The sequence below is a fragment of the Terriglobia bacterium genome (assembly GCA_020072565.1).
Taxonomy (GTDB): Bacteria; Acidobacteriota; UBA6911; order UBA6911; family UBA6911; genus JAFNAG01.
Map to the genome: position 1 here is coordinate 51,713 of JAIQGI010000036.1, position 24,805 is coordinate 76,517.

At 58.0% G+C, this 24,805-nt stretch carries 22 protein-coding genes; 5 read left to right on the forward strand and 17 right to left on the reverse strand.

Translation table 11 applies throughout. The annotated features are described in order from the left end of the window. Positions 1 to 47: 47 nt before the first annotated feature. Both LAP85_20225 and LAP85_20230 read right to left on the reverse strand, forming a co-directional pair. Positions 48 to 1,748 (reverse strand): hypothetical protein, encoded by a 1,701-nt coding sequence (locus tag LAP85_20225; GenBank protein ID MBZ5498731.1) that lies wholly within the window; start codon positions 1,746 to 1,748, stop codon positions 48 to 50. Next, positions 1,745 to 3,052 carry a BamA/TamA family outer membrane protein gene (locus tag LAP85_20230; protein ID MBZ5498732.1) on the reverse strand — a complete coding sequence of 436 codons (1,308 nt, stop codon included), beginning with the start codon at positions 3,050 to 3,052 and terminating at the stop codon, positions 1,745 to 1,747. The genes LAP85_20225 and LAP85_20230 overlap by 4 nt, the downstream gene beginning before the upstream one ends. 415 nt (positions 3,053 to 3,467) lie before the next feature. Here LAP85_20230 and LAP85_20235 point away from each other — a divergent pair, with 415 nt between their 5' ends. Further along, positions 3,468 to 4,292 carry a hypothetical protein gene (locus LAP85_20235; GenBank protein MBZ5498733.1) on the forward strand — a complete coding sequence of 275 codons (825 nt, stop codon included), beginning with the start codon at positions 3,468 to 3,470 and terminating at the stop codon, positions 4,290 to 4,292. Positions 4,293 to 4,360: 68 nt separating this feature from the next. Here LAP85_20235 and LAP85_20240 read toward each other — a convergent pair whose 3' ends face one another. The 3 genes from LAP85_20240 to LAP85_20250 form a co-directional block, all read right to left on the reverse strand. Further along, entirely contained in the window at positions 4,361 to 6,877 is a 2,517-nt protein-coding gene (locus tag LAP85_20240) for an RNA-binding transcriptional accessory protein (protein MBZ5498734.1), read from the reverse strand. 118 nt (positions 6,878 to 6,995) lie between these two features. Then, positions 6,996 to 8,315, reverse strand: coding sequence for a saccharopine dehydrogenase NADP-binding domain-containing protein (locus LAP85_20245; GenBank protein MBZ5498735.1), 1,320 nt, complete (start codon positions 8,313 to 8,315; stop codon positions 6,996 to 6,998). Positions 8,316 to 8,425: 110 nt separating this feature from the next. Next, the gene (locus LAP85_20250) at positions 8,426 to 9,781 is read right to left on the reverse strand and encodes a hypothetical protein (protein MBZ5498736.1); all 1,356 of its coding nucleotides are present in this window, start codon (positions 9,779 to 9,781) and stop codon (positions 8,426 to 8,428) included. Between LAP85_20250 and LAP85_20255 the strand changes: the two genes are divergently transcribed. Then, entirely contained in the window at positions 9,780 to 9,974 is a 195-nt protein-coding gene (locus LAP85_20255; GenBank protein MBZ5498737.1) for a hypothetical protein, read from the forward strand. The two genes, LAP85_20250 and LAP85_20255, sit on opposite strands and share 2 nt — an antisense overlap. A gap of 187 nt (positions 9,975 to 10,161) precedes the next feature. On the opposite strand, the gene LAP85_20260 is transcribed toward LAP85_20255, so the two are convergent. Then, positions 10,162 to 11,334 carry a 2-isopropylmalate synthase gene (locus tag LAP85_20260; GenBank protein MBZ5498738.1) on the reverse strand — a complete coding sequence of 391 codons (1,173 nt, stop codon included), beginning with the start codon at positions 11,332 to 11,334 and terminating at the stop codon, positions 10,162 to 10,164. A 250-nt stretch (positions 11,335 to 11,584) separates the two neighbouring features. On the opposite strand from LAP85_20260, the gene LAP85_20265 reads away from it, so the two are divergent. Next, on the forward strand, positions 11,585 to 12,460 hold the full coding sequence (locus tag LAP85_20265; GenBank protein ID MBZ5498739.1) for a LysR family transcriptional regulator: 876 nt from the start codon (positions 11,585 to 11,587) through the stop codon (positions 12,458 to 12,460). A gap of 110 nt (positions 12,461 to 12,570) precedes the next feature. Here LAP85_20265 and LAP85_20270 read toward each other — a convergent pair whose 3' ends face one another. The 9 genes from LAP85_20270 to LAP85_20310 all read right to left on the reverse strand — a co-directional run bounded on the left by LAP85_20270 (position 12,571) and on the right by LAP85_20310 (position 20,860). Next, positions 12,571 to 14,706: an ABC transporter permease subunit gene (locus tag LAP85_20270; protein ID MBZ5498740.1), complete on the reverse strand. Its 2,136-nt coding sequence runs from the start codon at positions 14,704 to 14,706 to the stop codon at positions 12,571 to 12,573. Continuing rightward, the gene (locus LAP85_20275) at positions 14,703 to 15,443 is read right to left on the reverse strand and encodes an ABC transporter ATP-binding protein (GenBank protein MBZ5498741.1); all 741 of its coding nucleotides are present in this window, start codon (positions 15,441 to 15,443) and stop codon (positions 14,703 to 14,705) included. The genes LAP85_20270 and LAP85_20275 overlap by 4 nt, the downstream gene beginning before the upstream one ends. 3 nt (positions 15,444 to 15,446) lie before the next feature. Next, positions 15,447 to 16,724, reverse strand: coding sequence for an ABC transporter permease subunit (locus LAP85_20280; GenBank protein ID MBZ5498742.1), 1,278 nt, complete (start codon positions 16,722 to 16,724; stop codon positions 15,447 to 15,449). A 329-nt stretch (positions 16,725 to 17,053) separates the two neighbouring features. After that, complete coding sequence (locus LAP85_20285) at positions 17,054 to 18,292, reverse strand: site-specific integrase (protein ID MBZ5498743.1); 1,239 nt, start codon at positions 18,290 to 18,292, stop codon at positions 17,054 to 17,056. Between the two features lie 37 nt (positions 18,293 to 18,329). Further along, entirely contained in the window at positions 18,330 to 18,773 is a 444-nt protein-coding gene (locus LAP85_20290; GenBank protein MBZ5498744.1) for a hypothetical protein, read from the reverse strand. A 48-nt stretch (positions 18,774 to 18,821) separates the two neighbouring features. Beyond that, a complete protein-coding gene (locus tag LAP85_20295; protein MBZ5498745.1) occupies positions 18,822 to 19,082 on the reverse strand; it encodes a hypothetical protein in 261 nt (86 codons plus the stop codon). A gap of 15 nt (positions 19,083 to 19,097) precedes the next feature. Beyond that, positions 19,098 to 19,598, reverse strand: coding sequence for a hypothetical protein (locus LAP85_20300; GenBank protein ID MBZ5498746.1), 501 nt, complete (start codon positions 19,596 to 19,598; stop codon positions 19,098 to 19,100). A gap of 76 nt (positions 19,599 to 19,674) precedes the next feature. Beyond that, entirely contained in the window at positions 19,675 to 19,821 is a 147-nt protein-coding gene (locus LAP85_20305) for a hypothetical protein (GenBank protein ID MBZ5498747.1), read from the reverse strand. A gap of 442 nt (positions 19,822 to 20,263) precedes the next feature. Beyond that, a complete protein-coding gene (locus LAP85_20310; protein ID MBZ5498748.1) occupies positions 20,264 to 20,860 on the reverse strand; it encodes a hypothetical protein in 597 nt (198 codons plus the stop codon). Between LAP85_20310 and LAP85_20315 the strand changes: the two genes are divergently transcribed. After that, positions 20,846 to 21,406: a helix-turn-helix transcriptional regulator gene (locus LAP85_20315; GenBank protein ID MBZ5498749.1), complete on the forward strand. Its 561-nt coding sequence runs from the start codon at positions 20,846 to 20,848 to the stop codon at positions 21,404 to 21,406. The two genes, LAP85_20310 and LAP85_20315, sit on opposite strands and share 15 nt — an antisense overlap. Before the next feature lie 12 nt (positions 21,407 to 21,418). After that, positions 21,419 to 21,718, forward strand: a complete 300-nt coding sequence (locus tag LAP85_20320; protein ID MBZ5498750.1) for a hypothetical protein — start codon at positions 21,419 to 21,421, stop codon at positions 21,716 to 21,718. 391 nt (positions 21,719 to 22,109) lie between these two features. On the opposite strand, the gene LAP85_20325 is transcribed toward LAP85_20320, so the two are convergent. Beyond that, positions 22,110 to 22,604, reverse strand: a complete 495-nt coding sequence (locus LAP85_20325; GenBank protein ID MBZ5498751.1) for a hypothetical protein — start codon at positions 22,602 to 22,604, stop codon at positions 22,110 to 22,112. A gap of 30 nt (positions 22,605 to 22,634) precedes the next feature. Next, positions 22,635 to 24,805 (reverse strand): hypothetical protein (locus LAP85_20330; GenBank protein MBZ5498752.1); only part of this gene is annotated, 2,171 nt, incomplete at its 5' end.

Sequence of the window (24,805 nt, forward strand, 5' to 3'; positions counted from 1 at the left end):
CTTCAGGAAACCCGCCTGCCGGATTTCTTTTTTGCACGGGGCATCGATCACTGATGCGGGGCGTGATACCAACCGAGCACCGCGAGGTGCGTCCGATCGTCAGCGTAGCCTAGGACAACCTCAACCGGCAGAGCTTGGGCATTTCCACTGCTGCCGGCCTGGATGACCAGGCGTGCAACCGGAATCCGACCGTAACGATCGGGCTTGACACCGGGCCCTCCGTCCTTCAGCGTTACGCCCGGCACGTCCACGTATTGTTGTCCCTGCGGGTTAAGGAGATCGGCTGCCAGTCTCCTGCCGTCAGCATTCTCCAGCCGGATTCGGTATATGCGGTTGTCCAGGAGAGCGTATCCGCGCTCAACTGCCAGATCCCGGAACGATAGCCGGTAATTCGAGCCGTCTTGCGCCAGAGCAAATCCCTCGAGAGGCGTAATCCTGTCAAACCAGTATCGGCCGATCGCGTCGCGACGTTTCTTGAGCACGTCGGCGATGTACCGGGTGACTTCAGGGCGCGTGTATTCCCCGGCCTCAGCCAGGCGTCGAATCGTATCATCGGTGAACGCGGTAACGATCTTGGCCCCCCAGTAGGCGTCGGAGTCGTCCATCCGCTCAAAGGAAAGATTCGGATAGTTGGGCTTCCATGCGGCCGGATCGAAGAGTTCTGCCTGGAAATAGCCGACCTCCGGATAAGGAATCTCGCCGCGCACGTCCCAGGGCCTCCGCCAGGTGCCGAGTGTGACAAAAGATTTGCCGATTGCAGACCCGTCAAAGATGTACTCGTGCCCCACCCGGTAGGGGCCGTTGATGAAGTCGCCGCTGCCCATGGTCGAGCCGAAATCGAGCAGGTAGTGACGGACGTACCCGCGCCCATCCTGGCCGGCGATGAACACATCGAGAGCGTTCTTGTCGCCTACGTCGACATGATTGATCCAGGAGGCAATTACCCGCAGCCCGCGCAACTCACGCCGCAGCTCATGAGGTATCAAATCGTTCGGATCATCTTTTCTCCGCCCCGTATAGACGAAGCGACCGACAGCCGGGCCGGAAAGATAGAGACTGGCCAGGCCGCGGTACCTGCCATCGGGCATTGGCTTGAGTTTTTGAATGAGTGACTCAAATACCTGGGGTGTCAGAGGCTGCTTTTTGCCGAGCGCATCGGTATATTTCGCCTTCTCGCCCAACCGCAGATCCTCGCGACGGAAATAAACGATGCTGTTGTGCGGGACGTTGTAACCGGCCGCGTGCATGATTAGAGTGCAGATGCGCTCGGCAGCCGAGTTGCGTTCGAGTGCGGCCGGCAGGTCGAATTTCAGGACGTACGTGCGACCTGCACCGTCGGCCACGTCGATCTTTGGCGTGTAGCCCTCATCGCCGATTTTTGTGACCGTCCAGGTTCCGGGCTTTGGGGTCTCACCCTCGAGCCCGGCTTCTATTTCCGTGAATGACAGTGATCTCAGTCCCATCCGATTGGCGAACCAGCTGGAACCGGGGACTTCGTCCCAGGCATTTACATTCAGAGCCCCGGGATCGGCGGCACGAGAAGCCTGGTATTCCGGGCTTAAATGACGCAGCCAGGTGTTGTATAGGATGGCATGGATCTCCGAAACCTGGCGTTCCCTGGGCTTGCTGATGGCGGATTGATCATGGTCGGTCTGTAGCGGCGGGCGCAGTCTCAGTTTCGAACCGGCCGAAACGGCCGCAGGCAACAAAGCCGCCAGAGCCCAGACCAACACCCTGCGCACCTTCATCGCTTGTAGGCTCCGTAGCGAATCGGGCCCCACAGCGGTGGTCGCACCCGATCGCCGAAAGAAACGTGGAACTGAAAGCCTTCGCTGCTGTGGCCAAACTCGACGCGCACTACCGTGCCTTTATCAACCCCTGCACGGTAGCGAAATGCGAGGCCGTAATTCCGGTGCCAGTTCAGCCAGGTCAGATCGGAGGTTTGGTCGAAAATCTGGCCTTCATCGAAGAAAGGAATTGCCTGGAGATTAGGATGCAGACGGTAGCGGTACTCCAGGGAAAGCAGGAAGAGGTTGGTGCCGTAAAAGCGATCCAGTCGAAAGCCGCGCAAGGTCGATGAGCCGCCGATATGCGGCAAGAGATAAAATGGGATCGGATCGCTGTTGGCGCTTCTGCGAGTGAACTCGAGGTTGGCCTGACCGACAAGTGCGCTGCGCTCCGAAGCCAGGGGCAGCCGCCCCTCCATCTGGATTTCATAGCTGTAATATTTGAGGAGGTTGCTCCTTCCAAGCCCCTTCTGGTAGGAGGCGCCCAGATGAAGAGAGCCTCCGAGCTGATACTCTCTGCGGAGGGCATTCAAGGCTAGATACGTGCCCACGCTTTGCAGCCTGGTCTGGGTACCGAAGCCGGGAAGATTCGGGAAGTACACGTCGGGTGATGAAAATGCCGGATTTGTTCCCGGGAGTGCCGTCAGCCAGGCCCACTTGTATTCGGTGCCGGCCTGCACCCATCGAACCGGAACAACTTCGTATCGCACACCGGTCCAGGTCTGGCGCAGGGCAAAGTTGGTGCGCTGGCCCTCCAGCGAGCTGTGCCCCAGCCCGTAGAAATTCTCTTGTGGCCGCCATTGGTATGAACCCTCGAGATACAGCTTGCTCGGCCCCAGAACCTCCGCCACGGACAGATCGAACTCTTCGTAGTTCGTGGTCGTGATGTTCAGATCCATGCGGAACTGGCTCTTCTTCTCTGCCCCAGCCAAGTATGTGAGCCCGCCTCCGAAGCCGGTTCCTTCTCCCGTTCCTCCGAACACAGGCAGGATCCCGCGCCTGCGCAACGCGTCGAGATATATTTGCCAGCGCTCCCGCAGGCGGTGCTTTTCCACACTGATGAGGCCGCGTTCCATTCCGGAGGAAATAAGGTGATGAGGATAGGAGATTATGTGGAGGGGCAACAGCCAACCGGGCTGCGCAGCTTTCTTGACCTCTTCCTGTGTGACGATTCTCTCGTCCTGTCCCGGCAGACTCTGAGCGCATGCCAGCGCCAGAAGCCAGGTCACGAAGATCGGAAGAATTTTGCGTCGGCCCTTCATCATGCAACCACCGAGGACCAGCCTGGGTGCAACCGTATTTGGCCAGACGTACGACAGTGCGAACATGAAAACCAGGGTGCAATTCCTTTCTTGCTGCACATACATTTCACGCCCCCGGAAAAAATCCGGCGGACGTGCTCTCAAACGCAGGCGTAAAGCCCATGGGAGAAAGATGTCGTTTGCGGCAATATACCTCAAAACACGACCCACTTCATCAGAAATGAGATCGCAATCCAGGGGGCGCTTCAGGAAACGGTGAAACACACGAAACACAGGAATGATGGTCTCGTGTGCTCCGGCTATTTCGTGGTCGAAACCCTGATTGAATTTCGGGCGGGAGAAGGCTTATCATCATGACGAGCACCAGCGGAAAAGCCGACAGAGGCACTGTGCGTCGGTCTGGTTGCACGGAGGTGCCATGAAAAAAGCATGCGCTATTCTTGTGAGCCTCCTCCTTGCCAGCACGGCTTTTGCTGGTTTCAGAGTCAAGTTGGTAAAGCCGAAAAAGCCCGAACAATTTCAGACTCGCCTGACGGTCGGCGAAGTCACTTATGCCGCTGACCTGGTCATCGACGGGAAGGAACAGAAGAGCTACTTCTATAAGGAGTTGATACCGGCTCACGTCGTCGCCCTTCGTCTTGCCATCTTCAACCGGGAACACCGTGAGGTGATGCTGCCGCTGGAACGATTGCAGCTGGTGGATCCTTCGGGTCGAGAGGTTGCATTGGTGGCGCCGGACGCGGTAGCGCAAGCGGTTCTCAAAGGTCTGGTGGTCACGGCGGAAGCCCGGGATCAGAGTCCGGTGGGAGTTGCCCCGAGGCTTGATCCCCGGATCGATCCGAATGATCCACGTAACGATCCGAACGATCCCAGATATCGGCGCTATCCTCCTGTCGACCCCCGTACGGACCCTCGGAACACCGACCCTCGCTACGATCCGAACGACCCCCGATACCGGCGTTATCCCAATGGGACCTATGGGCCGTATATCCGCTCGGGAGTTGACATCGTCCTGGTCCCGGGTGCCGGTGGTGGTGCAGGTGATCTTTCTCAACATGAGAAGGCGCTGGTCGAAAAGGATTTTGCCGACAAGGCCCATTCACTGGAGCCTGTGCCTCCTCTATCCGGGCGTGACAAGTTCCTCTATTTTGCTGTTACCGAGAAGCCTGCGGGTGCGAAAGGTTTTACTCTGATCCTGCCGCAGGCGAAGGGTATGCCCACAGTGGTTGTCCTCAAGTTCTAGCCGGAAACGGCAGGACCTGCGACACGCCCGAAAAAGCTATTCGCGCATTTCGAAGTTTCCCGATCTTCCTAGTTGATTCCCTTGAATTTTGACTGCAGGATGGCGATCTTCTCCTGCAGTGTAGGCTCGGGCCCTTTGGGTTCCGGGTCTGGTTCGGGGACAGGCGGGGGAGGCACAGGTCCTCCGGGCGCGACATCGTTCCGCCTGGGCGGAGCATCCCTCCTCCTGCCAGGAGGGTCGTTTCTCCTGCGCGCGCGCTGGTACGCAGGCGCGCGGTTCACGGGAAGGGATGGGATCGTTTCCGCCGATGGATTTTCGACCGGCGCACCTTCCGCCGCCTCAGCCGATCCGCTTGCGGCCGCACTGGCTGCAGGCGCAGCCTGTGAGTGCTGGGGCCGCCGCCGGGGCTTCTTGCGCCTCCTTGGGATAGCGGGGAGCAGTGCCTTCATCGACAACCCGATCCGCTTGGTCTCCACTTCAATGGAAATGACCTTCACCTGGACGAGGTCGCCGACCTTGACGGCCTCGCGTGGATCGCGGATGAAGCGGTTTGACATCTGGCTGAGGTGAACCAGGCCGTCCTGGTGGATGCCGATGTCGACGAATGCACCGAAATTGGTCACGTTGGTGACGCTTCCTTCCAGCGTCATGCCTTCCTTCAGGTCGGCGATGTCTCTGACCTCAGCCCGGAATCTAGGCGGCGCAAAAATGCCGCGCGGATCCTTTCCCGGCGCAAGCAGCTCTTCGCGAATAAACTCGAGTGTCGGCATGCCTGCCTTCTCGTCGACGAGTTCCTCGAACTTCAGCGAAGCGATCAAATCCCTGTTGCCGATCAGATCCGCAACGCCTACATTCAGGCTAGCCGCCATTCTTTCCACGATCGGGTAGGACTCGGGATGAATCCAGGAGCGGTCCAGGGGAACCTCGCTGTTCGGAATGCGTAGAAATCCTGATGCCTGCTGGTATGTGGCCTCATCAAGGCCCGGCACCGACAAGAGGGTCGTTCGCGTGCCGAACGGCCCGTTGGAGCCGCGACAGGTGACGATTCTCCGCGCCATGCGGTCGCTGATTCCCGAAATGTAACGCAGCAGCGAGAAGCTTGCGGCATTCAGGTCGGCTCCGACCCTGTTGACACAAAACTGAACGGTCTGAACCAGGCGCCGGTGAAGCTCCTTTTGATCAACATCGTGCTGATATTGCCCCACCCCGATCAATTTGGGATCGATCTTCACGAGTTCGGCCAGCGGATCCTGAAGCCGGCGCGCGATGCTCACAGCGGAACGCGCTGCGATGGGCAGTTCGGGGAATTCCTCTCTCCCGATGCGGGACGAGGAGTAGACGACCACCCCGGCATCATTCACGGTGGCCACCACGATGTTATCCATCTTCTCGTCCGCCAGGATCTGCCGCAGAATCTTTTCCGTTTCGCGCGCGCTTGGCCCGCTTCCGATCGCCACCGCACTGATATTGTGCTTGCGTATCAGGTCGAGGATTGCGGTCTTGGTGCCCTCGATGTCGCTCTTTGGAGGCCTCGGATATACGACGGCTTCTTCCAGAAATTTGCCCTGCTGGTCCACCGCGGCGAGCCGGCACTCATCGGTCTTACCGGCATCCACACCAATGACGGGGATGGCGCCGCCGGGCGGCGACTGGAGCAGGTTTTCGAGGTTTTCCTGGAAAACCCGGATGGCTTCCCCGTCCGCGCGCTCCTTCAGTTGGGCGCGGACTTCGGTCTCGATCAGAGGCCGCAGGATACGGCTGTAGCTGTCGCGGGCAGCCACTTCCAGAACGGGCGCGAATGCGGATTCGCGATCCCGCGTGATGAGATCCGTGATCAACTGGAGCGCCTTGGCGGAGTCACACTGGATCGATGAAGTCAGAATCCCTTCCTTCGTTCCTCTTCGAATCGCCAGGACACGATGCGAAGGGATCGAGGCCACGGGCTCGCGGCGATCGTAGTACATGTTGTACTTGGTCTTCTGTTCCGCCTTGGCGGGGACTACCGTGGAAACCACGAACCCCTCCTGCCACAGCAGTTCCCGCAGTGCTTTGCGCAATTCGAGGTTCTCCGAAATCCAATCCGCGATGATTTCGGAAGCGCCCTGCAAGGCCTGCTGCCGGTCGGCGACTCCTTTCTCCGGATCTATGAAAACGTCAACGTGTTCCTCCAGACTCCACGCGTCCGGATCCTGGCTCCATATGTACTCCGCCAGGGGTTCCAGCCCCTTGTCGATTGCCTCGCTCGATCGGGTTCTGCGCTTCGGCCGGAAGCGATGATGAAGATCTTCAATGGCGGTCTTGTCCCAGCAACCGTCGATCTGCTGGCGCAGATCTTCGGTCAATTTGCCCTGTTCGGCCAGTGACTTTAACAGCTGGACGCGTCTTTCCTCGAGTTCCCTGTAATAAACCATCCGTTCCTGGATGGTGCGGAGGTCGGCTGCACCCATGCCACCGGTTGCCTCTTTGCGGTAACGGACGATGAAAGGAGCCGTGGCTCCCGCCTCGAACAGCGCGAGAGAAGCTGCGACAGACGATTCCGGCAGAGATACTTCCTGAACAATACGTTTGATGATTGCAGGATCCATGCGCGATATTCTTACCGAGCCTTGAGCCATAATCAAGGCATTATCATGGAGTGAGCCCCAAAGTGTTTCATTTCGCTCCCAATGCCTCTCTTTCAGCTTCCCTCAGACTTGGGCTTGTCTAGAAGGCCTCCGTTTTCTCGCGGCACGCGATGTGGAAGGCCGACAGTCCTTCGAGCACCGGGTCGTAGATGTCCGGCGTAATCGGCCGCAGCACACCCGTTCTCCGGATCCGTCCGGTCAAAATCAAATCCACGGCGATCGCGGCGGGCAGCGAAACAGTTCGAGACATCGAGGTGTCGCCGCCAGGGACGCCAAAATCGATCAACTGCGAAATGGTGCGCTCCCGTCTGCCGTCAGGAAACTCGACACGGAAGTCGTGATGGAGCACGATCATGTCCCGCTCGCCCGGCCGGAAGGCCAATTTTTCGAACATGAGCTCACCAAGAGCGTCGAGGGGAGTGGTTCGGCTCACCTGGAACTGCCGATCCGAGAACATACCGAGCCACTCCAGATTCAGGATGGGGAAAGCTTCCCTGGGGATCCCGAGTTTGGCTGCCGTGGCAGCCTTGAGATTCTCGGTGTTGCCGCAGCCAATCAAGTTGCGCATGAAACCGGCGTAGGTCTGCCCTCGAACTTCGACCTCTTCCAGGGACAACAGTCCCAGCGCGCCGATGCTGTACAGGCAATCGCACCAGCCCAGGTTGCGCAGCGTGGCCCGATACATGGTCTGAATTCCGCCCAGGCCGTAGGTGTCGATGTAACTGATGGCATCGCGATTCGGATAGGCTTCATAGTCCCCCAGTCCCTCGACGGCGAGGATATGCATGTCCCGGAACAGGCGATGCGACGGCACGTCGATCCTGCGGCCGTCGAGGAGGTAGCGTGCGCTGTTACGTCCGGCCAACAGCACTCCCCGGGGCGCCCACGAGAACTTGTAGCCAAAGGGATTGTCGTTTGCCTCCGGCGCGGGCAAACCGCCGCAGTACGAACGGAAGGCGATGATGCGGCCACCGGCCCTGCGCGTGCCGTCGATGATGCGCATCGCAGACATGTGGTCGATGCCGGGATCCACGCCAATCTCGTTCATGACCGTCACACCCGCCGCGCGGGCGGTCTCGTCGAGCTCCTGCATTGCCGGGGAAATGTAGGACGTCGTTACCATGTGCTTCCGATGGGCGATGCACAGCCGCGCAACCATCGGGTGATAGGCGAATGGGAGAAGGCTTACCGCAAGATCACAAGATTCGATGAATGACGCCAGCCGCGCCTCGTCCTGAACGTCGAAAAAAAAGGCCTTCCCATTCGGGCTCCCGCCGATCATTTCCTCCGCCCTGTCGAGCAGGAGCGTGGCAATTACCACCCGATACCCCTTGCCGAGCAAATAGCGGACAAGCGGCCGGGCTACGAGTCCGGATCCCAATACCAGGATTTGTTTCATGGTGTTTTCCTCGTCCTGAGAAGGAGGCAAGTAGAGGCGACAACAAGGTACGGGCTAAAGGCCGTTGCCACTGAAGACACTCATAAAGGTCGGAATATTGGCGACGGGCTCTACCCCTTCGCCGTGATCGGGAACCCGCCCGCATGTCGCGCGCCGGGCACGAGATGCTGTTGAAGGTACCGGTACGAGGGCGTCAGCTCCCCCTTGTGAACGATGACGGCCTTCTTGAGATGCAATGGCAGATCAAGCTGATCGAAATCGGCCTGCCAATCGGCGGCGGCAAGGCTGTACACCATGTCGCAGAGCACGGCGCTGAAATATTGAGAGGATTCCCGGGGAAACTCACAAGGCAGGTTATCGACTGCCATGATGGCCGGCCCGTTGCCGGAGACGCCGTCGTGGACTGTATCCGTGACGGGATCATAGACGTAACAGGGGCAGTCCGGCTTGGTGGCTTTGAGGGTGAGCTCGATGCTTCCCTCGATGTCGCAGCTGATGTCCCCGATCACCTTCAGACGCGGCTGTGCACCTGCGAGACAATTTGTGCGCGCCCACTCACGCGTGACCAGGCGCGGATAGCGCTCTTCCCAATAGATCGCATTGACGAGAACATCCAGGTAGCGCAGATGCTCTTCGAAACAACCCCGATAACGCTCCGGGTTTCTGTAGTAATCCTGCAGGTCAAACGCGCCCGCGCTGTCTGCAGGCCGGACGATGTGTTCTTCCTTGAAAACCACTTTGAATATCTCGCCCCACTCGGATCTTGTGCCGGCTTCGGCAGGAAGTTCGGACACGGAAATCTCCCGAACGTTCAGGCAGTCGAGCACCTCCTGTGCGCCGCGGGAAACATTTCCATAGCCCGAAATCCCGATCACTAACGGGCGCAATCCATGCGGGAGCCCGACGCGCAATATCTGCTTGCCGATCTCGGACAGGTGGCCCTTGGCGGAGTCGAGGTCGGGATACTCGTAGGCATGCCTCACCTGAGCAAGCGGTGTCTGCAAACCCGAGCCGGCCAGGCGCTGGCCCAGGCACCAGAGCGTCTCGACCATCCCGGCATAGCCGGCGTGACGCCCGAAAAAAATGAGCCGGCGGTTCTGCTCGTCCGCAACCTTTTCATAATCGACGAGTGAGCAGCCGAGCTCAAGCAGCCGGCACAGCATCGGCATATTATGGGGCTGCCCTTTGACGACGTGAGCAAAATAGCCGTAGACCGTACCGGTCGAAAGCAGGCCCTCGGGAACCTCTTTAACCGCGAGGACCAGCGGCGCATGACCGAGGTCTTCCTTTACCGCGATGCCGGCCGCTCGATACTCCTCATCCCGATAAACGCGGATGGGAGAGGGCTGAACCACGAAACGCAGGCCGCGACTGGCCTGCAGCTTGGCCAGGTCCGTCGGGACAAGTGGAACCCGTCGTTCCCACTCATTCTTGTCCTCTCTGCGAATGCCGATGGTGACAGGCATGATTCCAGGCCTCGATTTGCGCTCACGCGCTCTCGCCGATGGCGTTACCGTGATTCGCGATCCCAGGGGACAATACTTGAAGTGGCGGCGGCCGGTGTTGAAGCCCCAGGACGAAACCGTTTGCGCTACGCGCCGCGAAACTGCAGCCAAGACATATAATTATACACTAAAGTGGACGCTCTTGACGCTGTAGTGATTCATGCAGCTATGAACAGCAGGAGCGTAGTGCCACGAGGCGGCATAGCCGCGTCGAGGCTATTTGCGAGGTATTGAAAATCGGGGATTGAACTCTGAAAGGAGTATCCCACGAGGCGAGCTATAGCTTTGATAAACTTCGCACAAACGCGGAGGAGGCAGTCTTCTCCTGACTCCTGCATTTCCTATTCGTCGACCGCCCGGGAATAGCGCGACACCACCGCGCGGACCAAAGTAATGATTTCCTCGTCCAACACTCCTTTCTTGGTGTCTGCGAAGGCGATGAAACGATGGTAGAGCAGCTCGAGCTCGTCCTTAGTGAGAGGGTAGCCCAGATGTTGGCACCGGTCGCCCAGCGCGTGGCGGCCGCTGTGCTTGCCCAGCACGAGTCGGCTTGCCGGGACCCCGACCGTTCTGGGATCCATAATCTCGTAAGTCGTCCGCTCCTTGAGAAACCCGTCCTGGTGAATCCCGGCCTCGTGCGCGAAGGCGTTTCGTCCCACGATCGGCTTGTTAGGCTGGGGGCCAAACGTGATCATCCGAGCCAACATCTGGCTGGTGGGGAAAATATGCTCGCTGACAATGCCGGTCTCGAACGGGAAGCGATCCCTCCTCGTGCGCATCGTCATGACAACTTCCTCGAGCGGACAGTTTCCGGCTCGTTCGCCGATGCCGTTGATCGTGCATTCAACCTGCCGCGCTCCCGCCTGTACTGCGGCGAGTGAATTCGCAGTGGCCAGGCCCAGATCATTGTGGCAATGGACGCTCACGATGGCGTCTGCCCCGAGTGCTCCGACCATTCTCGCAATCAGGGCTCCAAACTCATCCGGGGTCGAATATCCCACCGTGTCAGGCAGGTTGACGGTTCCGGCGCCCGCCGCGGCCACCGCCTTGCAGACCTGTTCGAGATAATCTATGTCGGTGCGCGTAGCGTCCTCTGCCGAGAATTCGACATCATCCACATGCTTGCGCGCCAGTTCAACTGCGGCGACGGCCTCTTCCAGGACCTGCTCCCGCGTCTTCCTCAGCTTGAATTTCAGATGGATGTCGCTGGTGGCAATAAATGTGTGCAAACGGGGATGCCTGGCCTTCGCCAGGGCGCGGGCGGCGTGCTCGATGTCGAGCCTGCATGCCCGTGCCAGGGCGGCCACTTTGATCCTGCTGAAATCCCGACCGATGATCTGCACTGCCTTGAAGTCGCTCTCGGAGGCGATCGGGAAGCCCGCCTCGACTATGTCTGCTCCCAGTTCCTGCAGCTTGGCCGCCATCTGGACCTTTTCTTCCACAAGCATGCTGCATCCGGGCGACTGCTCGCCATCCCGGAGTGTGGTGTCGAAAATATAAACACGGTGGTTCATTGTCTCCATTCTCCCACAATAACGGATTTGCGGCGACGCCCTTGGAGTGCGCGAGCGGGCCCGCGCCTTGCTCTGTCCTTGTCTCATTTTTGGCAAAGGCGGCAGCAAGCTGCCGCACTCCAAGGCTGTTTTGTTGGGGGCATTATCCGGCTCTGAAAATCATTTGACAAATTTATAATATTATAGATATATATAAATATCGCTTATAACATAAACTTAATTGATGGAGCGCTAAGTGAATATCAGTGACATGGATTATTACCCGATCAAAGTCTTCTCTATGGTCGCCAGTGAGAGGAGTTTCTCGCGCGCTGCGGAGAAACTGCTGCGCACTCAGCCGGCGGTCTCGATGATGGTACGGCGGCTCGAGAGCGATTTGGGGGAGAAGCTGATCGACCGTTCCGGCCGGGACCTGATGCTCACGGATGCGGGTCAGATCGTTCTCGAGCATGCCCGCAGGTTCGAGAACCTCCAGAGGGAACTCGAGAATGCATTGGCCGAGCTTCGGGACAATACTGCTGGGAGACTCGTTGTCGGGGCCAATGAGTCGACGACTCTCTACCTTCTGCGCCATCTCCAGCGTTACCGGCGCACCTTCCCACGTGTGAGGGTCCAGGTGCGCCGGAGCCTCTCCAGCCGGATTCCGGAACAGCTGATCAAAGGGGATCTGGAATTGGGAGTTATCAGTTATGATCCCGGCGACAAGCGTCTGGAGGCGCGGGTTATTTACAACGATCGCCTGGCGTTCGTAGTCTCTCCGCAGCACCGGCTCGCACATCGCGACGTGGTTGCGCTCAACGAGTTGGGAATGGAGATCTTCATTGCTCACAACGTCAACTCGCCCTATCGCGAGATCGTGCTGCGGGAATTCCAGCGGCAGAAAGTGCAGCTCAACATGGATGTCGAGATGCCGACGGTGGAGTCAATTCGTAAACTGGTCCAACGGAACGAAGGCGTGGCGTTTCTGCCGCGCATGTGCGTCGAGCAGGAGCTGGAGCAGGGCACGCTGCGTGAGATCAAGGTCAGCGAGCTCGACGTAGAGCGCAAGATATACCTGGTGTACCCCGCTAATCGCACTCTGAGTCATGCTGCGCGGGCATTCCTGGAACTGGTGCGCAAAGGTTGAATGCCCGACTTCCGACCTCCAACCAGGAGTCAGGGGTCACACGAGATGTTCCGCGCCTGCACACTCTCAGGACGGAAGCGATAGCAATCGCCTCAGATGCAATATTTCCGTCAATCCGTTTTTCTCCTGACTCCCGGTCTGAGGTCGGGATAGGGCGTGCGCGCCCGATACAGGATGAAGAATGCCAGCGCGAAAGTAGCGGCGGCCGCCAGGTACCAGCCCCAGGTAAGACGGGCGAGGAAAATCCCGGATTCGGCCAGCCATAGACTCAAGGCGTTGTTGCCGGCATGCATGAGCATGCCGGGGAAGATCGACCCGGTCAGGAGGGCGATCGCTGTGAGGATTACTCCTAGAAATGCGGTCGGGAGGATTCGGAACAGGGCGACATGGAAGAGACCGAAGATCAGCCCGACGGCCAGCGCCAGCGCGACGGGACGGAACTTGCGGCGCAGGCCATAGAGCAAAGTCCCACGAAATGCGATCTCCTCGCAGATCGCGGGCAAAATCGAGATCAAGAGAACGAGTTGCCAGAGAGGGACGTCCTTGGGCATGATGTCGCGCCCGAACTGCTCCAATGCCCGCTGAGGAACGGGAAAGATCAGGTTCGCCAGGCGGAATACGCCGGTGGCGACTATCAGGCCGGATGGAATGGCCAGCAAGACTCCGAGCCAGACGATGGGATTGACCGGGCGCAGGGCGAGCGCTTCGCGCATATTAAGCCGGTATTTCCGGGCCATCAATAGCGGCGCGCCCAGAAAGATGACCAGCTCGTTGAAGAGAACCTGTGCCCTGAACGTAGCCAGCTGGGGAACGTTGAGCGCCACGGCAAACAGGACCACCGCCATCACCGCATACCAGCGCAGCACGTGCTTGGGAAAGAGCACGGAACCGCCGGCGAAATCCGCCGCGTCGGCCTCGCTGGCCGTGATCAGGCTTTCTTTCGAGAGCATGTTGGCGGATGCGCGCACGGCCCAGGCCGCCGCGAGCGTCATTACTACGAACACGGTAGCGATCATGGGCCAATCGAACTTGCCGACCATGATTTCGCGCACCGCCACACTCACGTTCGCCACCGGCACCAGGACGATCGCCGATCGCAGCGTGACCCCGGGAAGCACCCCGGCCAGTGCCGGCACCATGCTTACCAGGTAGACCGGAAAGAAGTAGAGCTGTGCTTCCTTGTAGGTCTTTGCATATGCCGAAATCATGAGCAGGATCGAGGCGGTAAATGCCGCCATCGGGACAAAGAGCAGGAGCAATGTGACGATGGTGGCTGGCGGCGCCTCGATCGTCCAGTTTTGAGGGAGCTTGATTATTTTGAAAGTGACGTAGGCCAGCAGGTTCGCCATCTGTATGAGGGTGACGATGAGTGCAACTGCCACAATGAGGAACTGTTTCGCGGCCACGATTTCGCCGCGGCGCGCGGCAGTGGTCAGCAGCGTCTCGAGAGAACCGCGCTCCTTCTCGCCGGCTATGCTGTCCATGGCTACGATAGAGCCTGCGCTCAACAGGAAGATCAACACGAAAAGAGTCAGAAACCGTCCGACATAGGAGCCCGTCACTTGCCCCGCGCTCGCTACGTCGGTACCGCCGGTCGACATTACCTGGTCAGGGTTTACCTGGAGGCCACGCTGGCGCAGGAGCGCATCCCGTTCGAGGCGCCGCGTCCGGGACAGGAAATCCCGCATCTTCGAACTCCCGGCCTGGGAGGCATCGCGATCTCCCTGAAAGTAGATGAGGATCAGGGGCACACCGGGCAGGCGGGCGGGTGGCGGGGAGACCTGCCCCGGCTCCTTTGACTGCGCGGGCCCGGCTGCCGGATCCCCGATCGGTGGGCCGGCTTTCCTGGGCAGGGCATCCGCTTCCTTCCCGCTCAAACCCTCGAGATAAAAATGGATTTCGCCGCCCTTCAGGCTTGCAGCAGGATCTTTGACGTCGACTTCATGAAACTTGAAGTCCGCGAGGCTGTCTTTTTCGCTCTTCCCGGCTGCCGCTTCCCGTGCCGTGGACTCCGAGCCCCTGGTGATCAGGTCGCGAACCTGCTCCGCCTGCGAACCGGCCACGGCATACTGATACACGGTCGCCGCCAGGTTTTTCTCTCGCCTTTCGGTCGTGGTCTTGGTGGCATAGAACATCAGCGGGTAGATGGCCAGCGGCAGGATTATGGCGACGAAAATAGTGCGCCGGTCGCGCAGCAGCATCCGTACTTCGTTACCGAAGATCACCCGAACGGTTTGCCAGTTCATCCCTGACCCTTTACGAAGTGGACGAAGATGTCCTCCAGGTAGCGCTCTCCCGTCACCCGGCGCAATCCTTCGAGGTTGTTACAGGCGAGGATGCGACCGGAATGGATGATGGCGATGCGGTCGCAGAGTTTTTCCGCCTCGCTCATGATGTGGGTCGAGAACAGGATGGTCTTGCCGTGCGCGCGGAACTCTTTGATCACTTCGTGCATTTCGAGGGCGTTGAGCACGTCGAGGCCTACCGTGGGCTCGTCAAAAATCAGCAGCGGCGGATCGTGCGCCACGGTGCGCGCGATGGAAACCTTCTGCTTCATGCCCGTGGAAAGCTTGTCGATGCGGGCAGCGGCATACTTGGAAATGCCGAACCGCTCGATCAGGTAATCGACGCGCTGCTTCACATCTCCGGTATACTGGTTGACGCGCGCGAAAAACTCGATTGTCTCCCGCGCCGTCAGACGAGGGTAGAGCGCCGTGGATGCCGAGTAGAAGCCGAGGCACTTGCGCACGGCGGTGGGTTCTGCGGCAATGTCGTGGCCCAGGATCGTGGCGCTCCCGCGCGTCGGCGTCAGGATCGTGGAAAGCATGCGCAGCGTCGTGGTCTTGCCGGCCCCGTTGGCGCCGAGCAGACCGAAGATTTCGCCGCCCTGACATTCGAAGTCGATGCCCTGGACGGCCTTCACTTCGCCGCGCGCCTCATCGTAAAAAGTCTTTGTCAATCCGCGCACAACCACAGGATCCATGAATCATTGCCTCCCCCGGCGCCTGCCACCCAGCAGCCGTTCTTTTATAAACTTGCTGATGTTCCCCCCGTAGCTGCCTATCAGGAAATCCTCATAGCGGAGGATGGTCATTGCCAGCCACAAAGCCACAGTGATGCACAGCATTTCGACGGCAAGTGTGATCCCGATCAGGTGCCAGTGAAAGGTTCCGGCGATGGCTTCGCGAAACACCATCGCGACGTTGATTATGGGTATCAACGCCAGTCCCGTGGTGAATTGAAGCCCGGGCGCCTGCAGGAACAGCACCGGCATAAAAATCGCGATATAAAATGGACTCACCATTGCCTGGCCCTCTCTGAAGGTCCGGGCAAAAGAAGCAAAGATCATCATGCCCGCAGCCACGAACGCGGCCAGCAGCATCGTCACCAGAAGGATAAGCGGTATGGATGCGAGAGGGATCCGAAACGTCAGATCCTCCGCCCGCCCTCCCATGATGGGTGCAAGGACCGCTTTCATCGACAGCAGCATCGCAGTGAGATTCAGGATTCCCGCGAGCGAGGCCATGGTCGTCACATACAGATATTTGGCCACCACGATGTTTGCGCGCGGTGTGGCGATGGTCATCGACGTTTCCCAGGTTGACTTCTCCCGCTCACCCGCCGTGCTGTCGATTGCAGGATACATGCAACCGACGGCAACCATGATGATCAGAAAGAGCGGAAGCATCAGGCCGAGAATGAACTGCCCCATCTGGCGGCTGGAAGCGACGTTTTGCGACTCAATCCAGAACTGTTGGAGCTGCGCCGGTGAAATGCCGAACCCGCCCGCCTGGCGTTCGAGATACTGATCCCGGTAACGCGAAAGAAGTTCTTCGAAACGGTCACGGGCAATCCCGCTCCGGTCCTTGGAGTTGTCGTACGTGACCTGGACCCGGAAGTTGCCCCCGAGGGAGGCAGCGCCCGCCGCAGGTGGAAGGAATTCGGCCAGCAGATCGAGCGTTCCGCCGCGGATTTCGGCTACCGGATCCTGCGAGCTCTTCAACTCGATACGGCTGTCGCGTTCAAACTCTTTTTGCAGTGCCTGGTGCTCCTGCGGCAGTCCCTTGAGCATCATGCGTGAGGCAAAACCTTGTGTCTGCCCGCCCACGAACATGATGCCCGTGTAAATCAACCAGAGAATCAGCGGGTAGAGGAAGATCGGCAGCAGGATGCCATTGACCACGATGGAGCGCTCGCGCAGCGCGGACCGCAATTCGCGCGCGTACAGGAGTCGGATATCAGCCCAGCAGAACATTCTTGCCATTGGTGAATCCCGAGTCACGGATGAATATCCCAGCTCGCACCGGGTTGTCAAGGAATTGCGTGAGTTTCTGGGATTTAGACAGTGGGGGAGGGCAGCGAGTGTAAATGCCGGCGCGAGGTCGTAATCCCCATACAGGGCCGCGACCGAAGGAAGCGGATAAAGCGAAATGAATCAACTGAATCCCTCTGCCTGCCGCGCGAGCGTCTCTCGACGAACCGCGAACCTGCGGAGTCTGAATCGCAGATGGGGTCGATGGGTGAAATACGCGAAATCCGTGGAGAGTGTGGCCTCATCTTTGCCACAGACTCCACGGATCTGGGGACACAGGTTCAACTCCTGCCGGGCGTATCACTTACAGCCGCAAGCTTCACAGGGTGCGCCTGGGGTGCGGATTCAGGCTCCGCTAGGGCAATTTCTTCCTTCGCTTTCGATCCGTTCAGAGATGGCAGTTTGCAGACCGCCTGCCGGTTCGCCCCGGGAACCAGGTGGCCGTAGACGTCGACCGTGAGGTTGATGCTGGAATGCCCGAGCTGCTCTTTCACGTAGGCCAGGGATTCGCCGTTCTGGATCAGCAACGAGGCGTAGGTATGCCTCAGGTCATGAAAGCGAATCCGGCGCAGCTTCGCCTTTGCAAGGCACTTCGGATACTCCCGTTTCGAGACGCTGTGAACATCAAGCGCCGTCCCCTGGCTGGAGGCAAAGACCCATTCTGGCAGTTCGTTTCTGCCGTCCCTCATCGCGGCCTCGAGTCGGCGCCGGCGATACGCGGCCAGTTCCTCGGCCAGGTCGTCGGACATGTCGACCCGCCGAACCTTGTCCGTCTTGGTCGGACTGATCTTGCCTTCTCTCACGCTGCGACAGACCACGAGGAACTTTCCGTTCCAGTCGATATCGGCCCACTGCAGCCCACCGAGTTCGCCCTCGCGCATCCCCGTATGGATCGCGCAGAGAAACAGGGGAAAGTATTCCGGATCGCCCCTCCTCCGTCCGGCGTCTCTGTCCCTGGCTGCCCGAAGCAACAGCGGCACCTCTTCCGCCGTCAGAAAGTCAAACTTCCGTTTCGCCTTTGCCTGCTTGAAGAACTTGCTGAGCTTCGTTGCGGGGTTGCTCGTTATGAGTTCATCCTCGATCGCCTGATTCAGCACAAGGCGCAGAATCGCCGCCGTGCTTCGGATCGAATTCCGCGCCCTCCCCTTTTCGAGCATTTCGGCGGTAAGTTCCCTGATCCTTTCGCGGGTGATTTCGTTGAGCGGTACGGGTCCGAACTTCGGCTTGAGGTAGAGCCTGAAATCCTGGTCGTATCTGTCAATCGTCGATTCCCGGCAGGACGCTTTCAAATAGGCGCCTTCAAACTTCGCGTAATATTTCTCGAAGGTCGGAACCGTGGGCGCCTGCTTCCGCTCCGGGAAAAGTTCCAGGCCGAGAGCAAGCCGATGCTGCATGTCTTCCGCCGTTTTGTTTGCGGCCTTCAGACTGCCGACCTGGGTCGAGGAGCGCTCGCCGTCGTGGTTGACGAAGACCCACCAGACGCCCGACCCCTTCACCTTTTCTCTGACCTTGACTCCCATGAGTCCTCCTCGTTTGTTAGTAGTGCCGAAAAAGCTCTCAGACATTCTCTCTGCCGTCCGCCATTCGGACGAGCCGTTCCACCTCTCGACTGCTGAGGGTTCCGCGCCGCAGCAGTTCGGCTGCGACGGCGGTGACCGCCTTCCAGTTTTCGTCCACAAATCGCCGTGCCAGTGGCATCCAGTCTGCTTCGGAATATCGTACATTGATCAACTGCGAAGAAAATTCTGCCTCAGCAAAGTCATCTCGGGCACCATTGCGGGCCGAAGACTCTGATTCTGGGCTCACCTTGATATCAGCGGCATAACCGGCCAGACAGAGAATTATGTCTTTCCTCTTATCGAGGGGGCGTTCTGTCCACTTCACACGGCCCTCATATTCGGAATCGCGCAAAATGGTCACGTATTCAAATACTCCCTGAAATTGGACCCAAGCAACCGCGTGGGCTGCTTCGTGATAGGCTTTCCGCTGCGGTTCATCCATAAGCACTCCAGGGCTCCCGGTTGCCCAGGAGCCCGGAATGTAACTGGTTTATTTCTTGTCGTTTGCAACCCGGATGGCTTCCATGTTGGCGTCATCGTCCTCGATTTCCCCGAGCGAAGCGAAAAGCTTGTCCGAGATGATCTTGACGAGTGAGCCGGTCGGCCCCTCAAAAGAGGCGCAGTTTAACGCTGCGTCGAGCTCGCACAGCGCATAGGAAACTTCCCGGATGGATTGATACTGTTCCGGAGTGACTGCGAGTGTCGGCCCCGGCTTGTCCCTGGTGATCGGCGTTGGCTGTTTGGTTTTCATGCGCCGCCGCCTTTCCTAACCCCGAATGTCGTCGCCGTAGCCATCGGCAACCAGCAGGTCACGGACCAATTTCAAATTCGGGAACTCGTTGAATACGACATTGTGCAGCCATTCGGCGCTAGGCCGAATCAAGTCGGCAAACCCGCGCTCCGCGCTGTCCTCTGGCAATTCATCGAGAACGTCGATTAGATTATCGAGACTGTGAGAAACGTTTTCGATGTCTTTGCAGGCCCCGATGCAGATTCCAACGTCATCCACATCGAACATTCGCGTTGCCTCCTCCATGTGCCTGTTGAAGGCTTCCATGAATTTCGTGATGATCGGCTCGACTTCCGACACACGTTTGTTGCCCATCGGTCCAGTCAGGATGGTCAAGAGTTCATCCAGCATCTTCTTACGGGCAGGCGGGAAAAAGGCCGAGACGTAAGGACGCCCCTTGCTCTCTGCCGGGGTTTCGGGTGCTGCGGGTTTTTGTGGCGTTGGTGGTGCGGATTTTGATACTTTTGACTTAGCCATGCTTTCCTCTCGTTAGGAATGCAGGGTTAGGGCTTGTCGGCTGTTTGTCCAGCTGGCAGGCCCGCTCTCTGCGGGTTTACTTCTTCGACTTCTTTTCTGACTTTTCGATGTGATCTTCGATCAGCTTTCGAACAACCTCGCTCATGTCCGTTCCTTCCGAAGAGCAAAGAATCTTCAAGCGGCGATGAAGTTCGTCTGCCACAATCACAGTTAGTCTTTTCATGGTTATTTATCATATTCGCATGTTCGAATATTGTCAAGTTGTTTCTCGGCCAGCATTCGCCCCGGCCTCCTGCACAATGACCAGCCGCCCCTCCTCATCCACCTCGATTCGGCAGAGTTTGCCGACCTCCAGGCGCGGGTGAGTCCGGGTCCAGAATTCGTACCTGCAGGCTGGCTTGCAGAAGCGATGCCGGCGCCGCTTCGCTTCAAACTCGGTCCCGCAGTTTTCGCAGTTGACTGTTTCTCCGATCATGCGCCCAAAACCCCCATTAGAAGCGTTGCACGCTTTTCTGAGACGAGATCTCGGCTTTTACGGCTCCATTCATCGCTCCAAGACTCCAGAAACGTGACGGACTTCATACGAGAGTTCAAGGCGGTTGCCGAAGCCTCCCTCATTTATGTATTCCGCTAAGTTTTTCATTTCTAGGCCCTTCGTGATAGAGTCACTGTGTTTTAGGTGCGCAATCTGTCGTTTCAGCCCAACCCCGTAGAGACAAGCGCATAGCATTGACACTGAGTTTAGTTTTGACTAAACTATCGACGATGTGCCGCCGAAAACTAAAATGGACGATGAACCGAGTTGCGTTATCAAGAAACTCGACGGAGTTTCTAGCGAATTTCGTCACATCGCTTTTGTACGGATGCAGCAGGACAATCGGATAAATGCCGGAACTGAGTTCATAAAGCTTCGGCAGAAAGACGAAAGGACTCTCCGGACCCGATTTGACTATTGGCTTAACGGAAAGGTCTGTGACCGGTATTTTCATGGCTGGAATAAAAACGAGTTTGAAGGACGGTATGTTAATTGCTTTGTTTTCAAGCTGAACGAGGTCAGATTTTATGGGTACCTGTGCCACCCAGACCCAGCTAATAGACGATTCCAGGTATGTCTTCTCGTCCTTTGCGCGTTCAAAAATCAGTGGAGAACGGATGCGTGGAATTTGAAATTCGTTAAGGCGATTGGTGAGCATCCAGCGGTCAAAAAGATGCTGACACAATGTTTCAATACTCGTTGAGGGGTAAAAATGCCGGAAAAACATTGGACCGAACGAACTCCCGAGGATTATAGGTTTCGTGTTGCTTCGGACTTCGTTGCCCAGTTGGAAGCCAGAATGGAGGAACTGAATTGGTCGCAAGCGCGTCTTGCGAATGCGCTTCAGGTGAGCGAGGGGCGTGTATCCCAAATTCTGAATAACCCAGGCAATCTGAGCCTTGGTCTGATGGTCAAGTGCGTGCGTGCCATGAGAATGAAGCTGTCTGTAGTGGCTTACAATGACGGGGATGAAGAAAATCTGCGCGGCCCTATTGATTCTGAGATTTTTCGCCTTTGTTGGGAGAATTGCAGTAAGCCCTCGAATTTCTGGCAGGTTGGCAATAGCACTTCTTTGCAGTTTTCTCCCATGATACTCACCCAGGGTGTCGCGATCCCGGGTATTGCGATCCCGGGTGCCGGCTGTTACGTTAGAACAGAACTGCCTGATGGCTTGTTTTGGGCGGAAAATTTCGCATTTGCCTCTGTGCGCATCACCGAAAATCAGACGTGCGGAACCAAAACTAAGATTCTCGTAGACAAAGAGGCCGCGTGAGGGAAATACATCATGGCTGAAAGCAAATTGATCACATTTACGATGCCCGAGATGGCTGAAATTTTGGTCAAACAGCAGAACATCCGTGAAGGATTCTGGGGAATTTACGTCAAGTTCGGCATTGGAGCAGGCAATGTACCGGGCGCACCGGAGGAATCTTCTCCCAAAAGAATCAATCTTCTGCCTGCCGCGATAGTGCCGGTATTGGAGTTGGGAATCCAAAGGTTTGACTCTGCTAATTCGATGACCATTGACGCCGCAAAGGTGAATCCCGCCGTAAGGAAGACGCGTATCCGCAAAAGGGGTGCATAGATGGGATCTTCCGTTTCCCGTGCGTCCGTTCTCGCTCAAGGCCCAGCCGGTTCGTGTGCCAAGGTTAATCGCCAGGACGTTCATGATCTCGCCCTTCTGGTTATCGGTGGATAGTTACTATGGCCGCAGCTTGGGCAGATCCAGACCAAGTCGCCCGATAGGCTGTAGTCCGATTTCCACGACTTACCGAACAGCAGCGAGCACGATTCACAGTCTTCCGGGTGCCAGCTTGTTCTTTCCTCGTTCTTGGCTTTAACTGAAGTTTCTGGCATCTTCGCCTCGAAAAACCCCGCCCAGGATGCCCCAGGCGCAACGATCTCGCTGGAGCCCCGTACCGATGTATGCCTGTTTTCGGCTCTTTTGTCGATGCCGCCCCTGGCGTGCTCTTCGGCTAGTGAACGGCACAGATGACGTCCGGATCCCCGCCCGTTCTGTAGAACGCGCCCGCCGTCAAACCCGCCGCTACTGCCGCTGCGTTGTTGGCGTAAGTAGGGATCCCGACTACCTGCAAAATGCTTGTTGGCGTCGTTGTGCCGATTCCCACCTTACCATCTGCCAGGATGGCCATTCGGCATGCGTTAGAAGTCCAAAAATAGATTTCCCCGGCCTCGCGGTTCGCTATGTAGAGCTTGTGAACACTCAGCGCAATGAGCGCCCCGTGCGTGGACGAATATTCTCCGCTGCTCAAATTTGACAACGTAATAGCCGCTATGTCGGTCGCTTCGCCGTCGTGAATGCTCAACAGTGCGAGTGGATTTGCGATGCCGATCCCCACACGACCGCGAAACATGACCTTTTCCACAAAATCCACTTCGTCATGAAACTGATGCTTTCCAAGCCAGTTCCAAGCGCGGTCGCAAAGCTTCTGTATGAGTGTAGCTGTCATGCGAGTGCCCTCATCGTAAAAACTGTTCGTTCACATCGCCGCCTTTTTCTTCTGCTCGATCAATCCCGTTTGCTGCGCCGTCTGTCTCGCAATGTTGGCCGCCGGGCCGAAGGCGTCCCAGAGGCCCTTGAGAATGTCCATCGGTATGTCGGCCGGATCTACCTTTGGAACCCCCTTGACGTGCTCGCCTGTGACTGCTTCCTTGGTGCCCACGCCCACGGCCCTCAGCCAGGCCATCAACTTCACTTGCAACTGAAACGTGCGAAACGGCTTTGGAATCAGATCGAAGATTTCGATGAACATCCTGCCGACCGGGACGCCGGCCGCATATAGCGCGGCGGGAAGCACGGCGTTGACCATGAGAAAACGTGTCAACTTTGCCCGCTCGCGCGGGCCGCCGTGGACAGCATCAGACACCAGATTCCCCACGAACTCAGCTTCCTTAAGCGGGAAGGTCTGGAACGTGCGCAGGTCGGGCGGAATGTTTTCGAGGTATCGGATACTCGATTCCTTGCCGTAAGCAAACTGGGTCTTGTCTACAACGTCCATCGCATGCATCTCAGCCGCGCGGCCGACCAAGTGTATGTCCTTCGCCTGTTCGAGCCCGCCCAGGTATGCGATGCCCCGGTTGACGTACTCGCCGGCCGCCATGCCACCATGCAGGATTCTTCTCTTCAGGCCTTCCTTGAGAATGCCCGACTCAATGCCTGGATAGTCGAACAGCAGCCCGCTATCGTGGAACTTCTCGCGCCCTTCCTTGGTAAACAGCGCTGCGATGCCCTTGGCCGTGTACCTCGCGCCCAGCTCAGGGAATGTGTTTGTCATCGTCTGCCCGAGGTTGATGAGCCAAGTCTTATAGTTCAGGCCGATCAGGTTGTCATAGTAACGGTTCGCCAGCCACCGACTGAACTTCTGGTAGGCATCAAAATTGTGGAGCAGGCCCTCTTTCTTCGGTTGGCCGATGTAGTTATCCGCGTACCATTGAGCAAATTTCTTCGCGGAACCGTCCGGCAGCGTCTTGATGTGCTCAAGCGCCCGGTTGTAGGCCGGAATGTCGTGGATGGTCTTCATGGTGCTGTTGATGTAGGCTGGCACCACGTCAAAGATGCTCACGTCCCCGGTCCAGTCCTCCGCTTCGCGCTCTTTCAGGAATGCGGACATGAACCGCTGCGGCAGGAGATTCCGCATCATCGCGGGCGCACCCTGCCCAAACTTTGCGCGCATGTCCGCTTCCCAGTGCGGGAAATAACCGTGAATATAACCGCGTTTGCCGATGATCTCGATAAGCTCGGCGTCTCCGCGAATCTTGTTGATGATCGGCTCGAAGACCTCGTTTCTCAGCCGCTCAGCCGCTTTGATGGCAGCCAGCTTGTTGCCGCTGTAGATTGTGCTCCGAAGCAGTTTGTCGGGCGTCAGGTGGGTATAGGACTCGTCCAGAAGGTCCTTTACCATCCGGTCCTCCTGGGAGTTTTTCTTGATGCCGTTGCCTTTTATGATCGCGTTCGCCACGTCGTCATAGTGTTGCATGGCCCGCTTCTTGTCGCGCGCGGCATACTTGATCTCCCTGGCAACCGGCGCCGTCTCGGGCTGGCGCATCAAGGCCTGGTCCGCCGACCGGATCCAACTGACCGTGTGCATGTGCGAGCCCGGCACGTCCTCTTCTCCGGGCCGTGGAAGCGCGTCAAGCGTCAGGTGGCGGGCATTCTTTTCCGCTCGTTCCAGCCGATCGAAGATCACCTTCATTTGCGGGTCGTCGTCTATTCCCGGCCGATCGCGGAACTTGAAGAACCCCGCATCGTCCCCGAAGAGGGTGCGAATGGTAGGCTTGACCGGAGCGGATTTCGCCTGCTCGCCGGTGGGTGTCAGTCCGGTGACCTCCTTCGTCTCGGCCATCATCCTGTCGAGAAGGCTCTGCCGCTCATACTTGCTGATAGGGACATCCGGGAATCGCTGAATGTCATAGCGCCCGTAGTTCTCAAGGCCGAGTTGCTTGCGCTTGTCGGACCAACTGCCCTTGCCATTGATTACCCTGTCAACGAAGGTGGCCGCAGTTTCGGCGCGGCGGTCCACCTCAGTCTGTGCGAACTGGCCGGCGGCTTCGGAGACCGGGCGCGGCTTGGCGAGTTCCGGGTAATCTCTCAGGACGTCGGGCGGGACAGACTCTCCCGCTTCCAGCGCACTTCTCACGGCGGTTTCGTGCT

What these genes read in the sequence shown, in the direction of transcription:
- LAP85_20225 (MBZ5498731.1), bottom strand. Translation starts at nt 1,748, where the DNA reads ATGAAGGTGCGCAGGGTGTTGGTCTGGGCTCTGGCGGCTTTGTTGCCT.
- LAP85_20230 (MBZ5498732.1), bottom strand. Translation starts at nt 3,052, where the DNA reads ATGATGAAGGGCCGACGCAAAATTCTTCCGATCTTCGTGACCTGGCTT.
- LAP85_20235 (MBZ5498733.1), top strand. Translation starts at nt 3,468, where the DNA reads ATGAAAAAAGCATGCGCTATTCTTGTGAGCCTCCTCCTTGCCAGCACG.
- LAP85_20240 (MBZ5498734.1), bottom strand. Translation starts at nt 6,877, where the DNA reads ATGGATCCTGCAATCATCAAACGTATTGTTCAGGAAGTATCTCTGCCG.
- LAP85_20245 (MBZ5498735.1), bottom strand. Translation starts at nt 8,315, where the DNA reads ATGAAACAAATCCTGGTATTGGGATCCGGACTCGTAGCCCGGCCGCTT.
- LAP85_20255 (MBZ5498737.1), top strand. Translation starts at nt 9,780, where the DNA reads ATGATTCCAGGCCTCGATTTGCGCTCACGCGCTCTCGCCGATGGCGTT.
- LAP85_20250 (MBZ5498736.1), bottom strand. Translation starts at nt 9,781, where the DNA reads ATGCCTGTCACCATCGGCATTCGCAGAGAGGACAAGAATGAGTGGGAA.
- LAP85_20260 (MBZ5498738.1), bottom strand. Translation starts at nt 11,334, where the DNA reads ATGAACCACCGTGTTTATATTTTCGACACCACACTCCGGGATGGCGAG.
- LAP85_20265 (MBZ5498739.1), top strand. Translation starts at nt 11,585, where the DNA reads ATGGATTATTACCCGATCAAAGTCTTCTCTATGGTCGCCAGTGAGAGG.
- LAP85_20270 (MBZ5498740.1), bottom strand. Translation starts at nt 14,706, where the DNA reads ATGAACTGGCAAACCGTTCGGGTGATCTTCGGTAACGAAGTACGGATG.
- LAP85_20275 (MBZ5498741.1), bottom strand. Translation starts at nt 15,443, where the DNA reads ATGGATCCTGTGGTTGTGCGCGGATTGACAAAGACTTTTTACGATGAG.
- LAP85_20280 (MBZ5498742.1), bottom strand. Translation starts at nt 16,724, where the DNA reads ATGGCAAGAATGTTCTGCTGGGCTGATATCCGACTCCTGTACGCGCGC.
- LAP85_20285 (MBZ5498743.1), bottom strand. Translation starts at nt 18,292, where the DNA reads ATGGGAGTCAAGGTCAGAGAAAAGGTGAAGGGGTCGGGCGTCTGGTGG.
- LAP85_20290 (MBZ5498744.1), bottom strand. Translation starts at nt 18,773, where the DNA reads ATGGATGAACCGCAGCGGAAAGCCTATCACGAAGCAGCCCACGCGGTT.
- LAP85_20295 (MBZ5498745.1), bottom strand. Translation starts at nt 19,082, where the DNA reads ATGAAAACCAAACAGCCAACGCCGATCACCAGGGACAAGCCGGGGCCG.
- LAP85_20300 (MBZ5498746.1), bottom strand. Translation starts at nt 19,598, where the DNA reads ATGGCTAAGTCAAAAGTATCAAAATCCGCACCACCAACGCCACAAAAA.
- LAP85_20305 (MBZ5498747.1), bottom strand. Translation starts at nt 19,821, where the DNA reads ATGAAAAGACTAACTGTGATTGTGGCAGACGAACTTCATCGCCGCTTG.
- LAP85_20315 (MBZ5498749.1), top strand. Translation starts at nt 20,846, where the DNA reads ATGCCGGAAAAACATTGGACCGAACGAACTCCCGAGGATTATAGGTTT.
- LAP85_20310 (MBZ5498748.1), bottom strand. Translation starts at nt 20,860, where the DNA reads ATGTTTTTCCGGCATTTTTACCCCTCAACGAGTATTGAAACATTGTGT.
- LAP85_20320 (MBZ5498750.1), top strand. Translation starts at nt 21,419, where the DNA reads ATGGCTGAAAGCAAATTGATCACATTTACGATGCCCGAGATGGCTGAA.
- LAP85_20325 (MBZ5498751.1), bottom strand. Translation starts at nt 22,604, where the DNA reads ATGACAGCTACACTCATACAGAAGCTTTGCGACCGCGCTTGGAACTGG.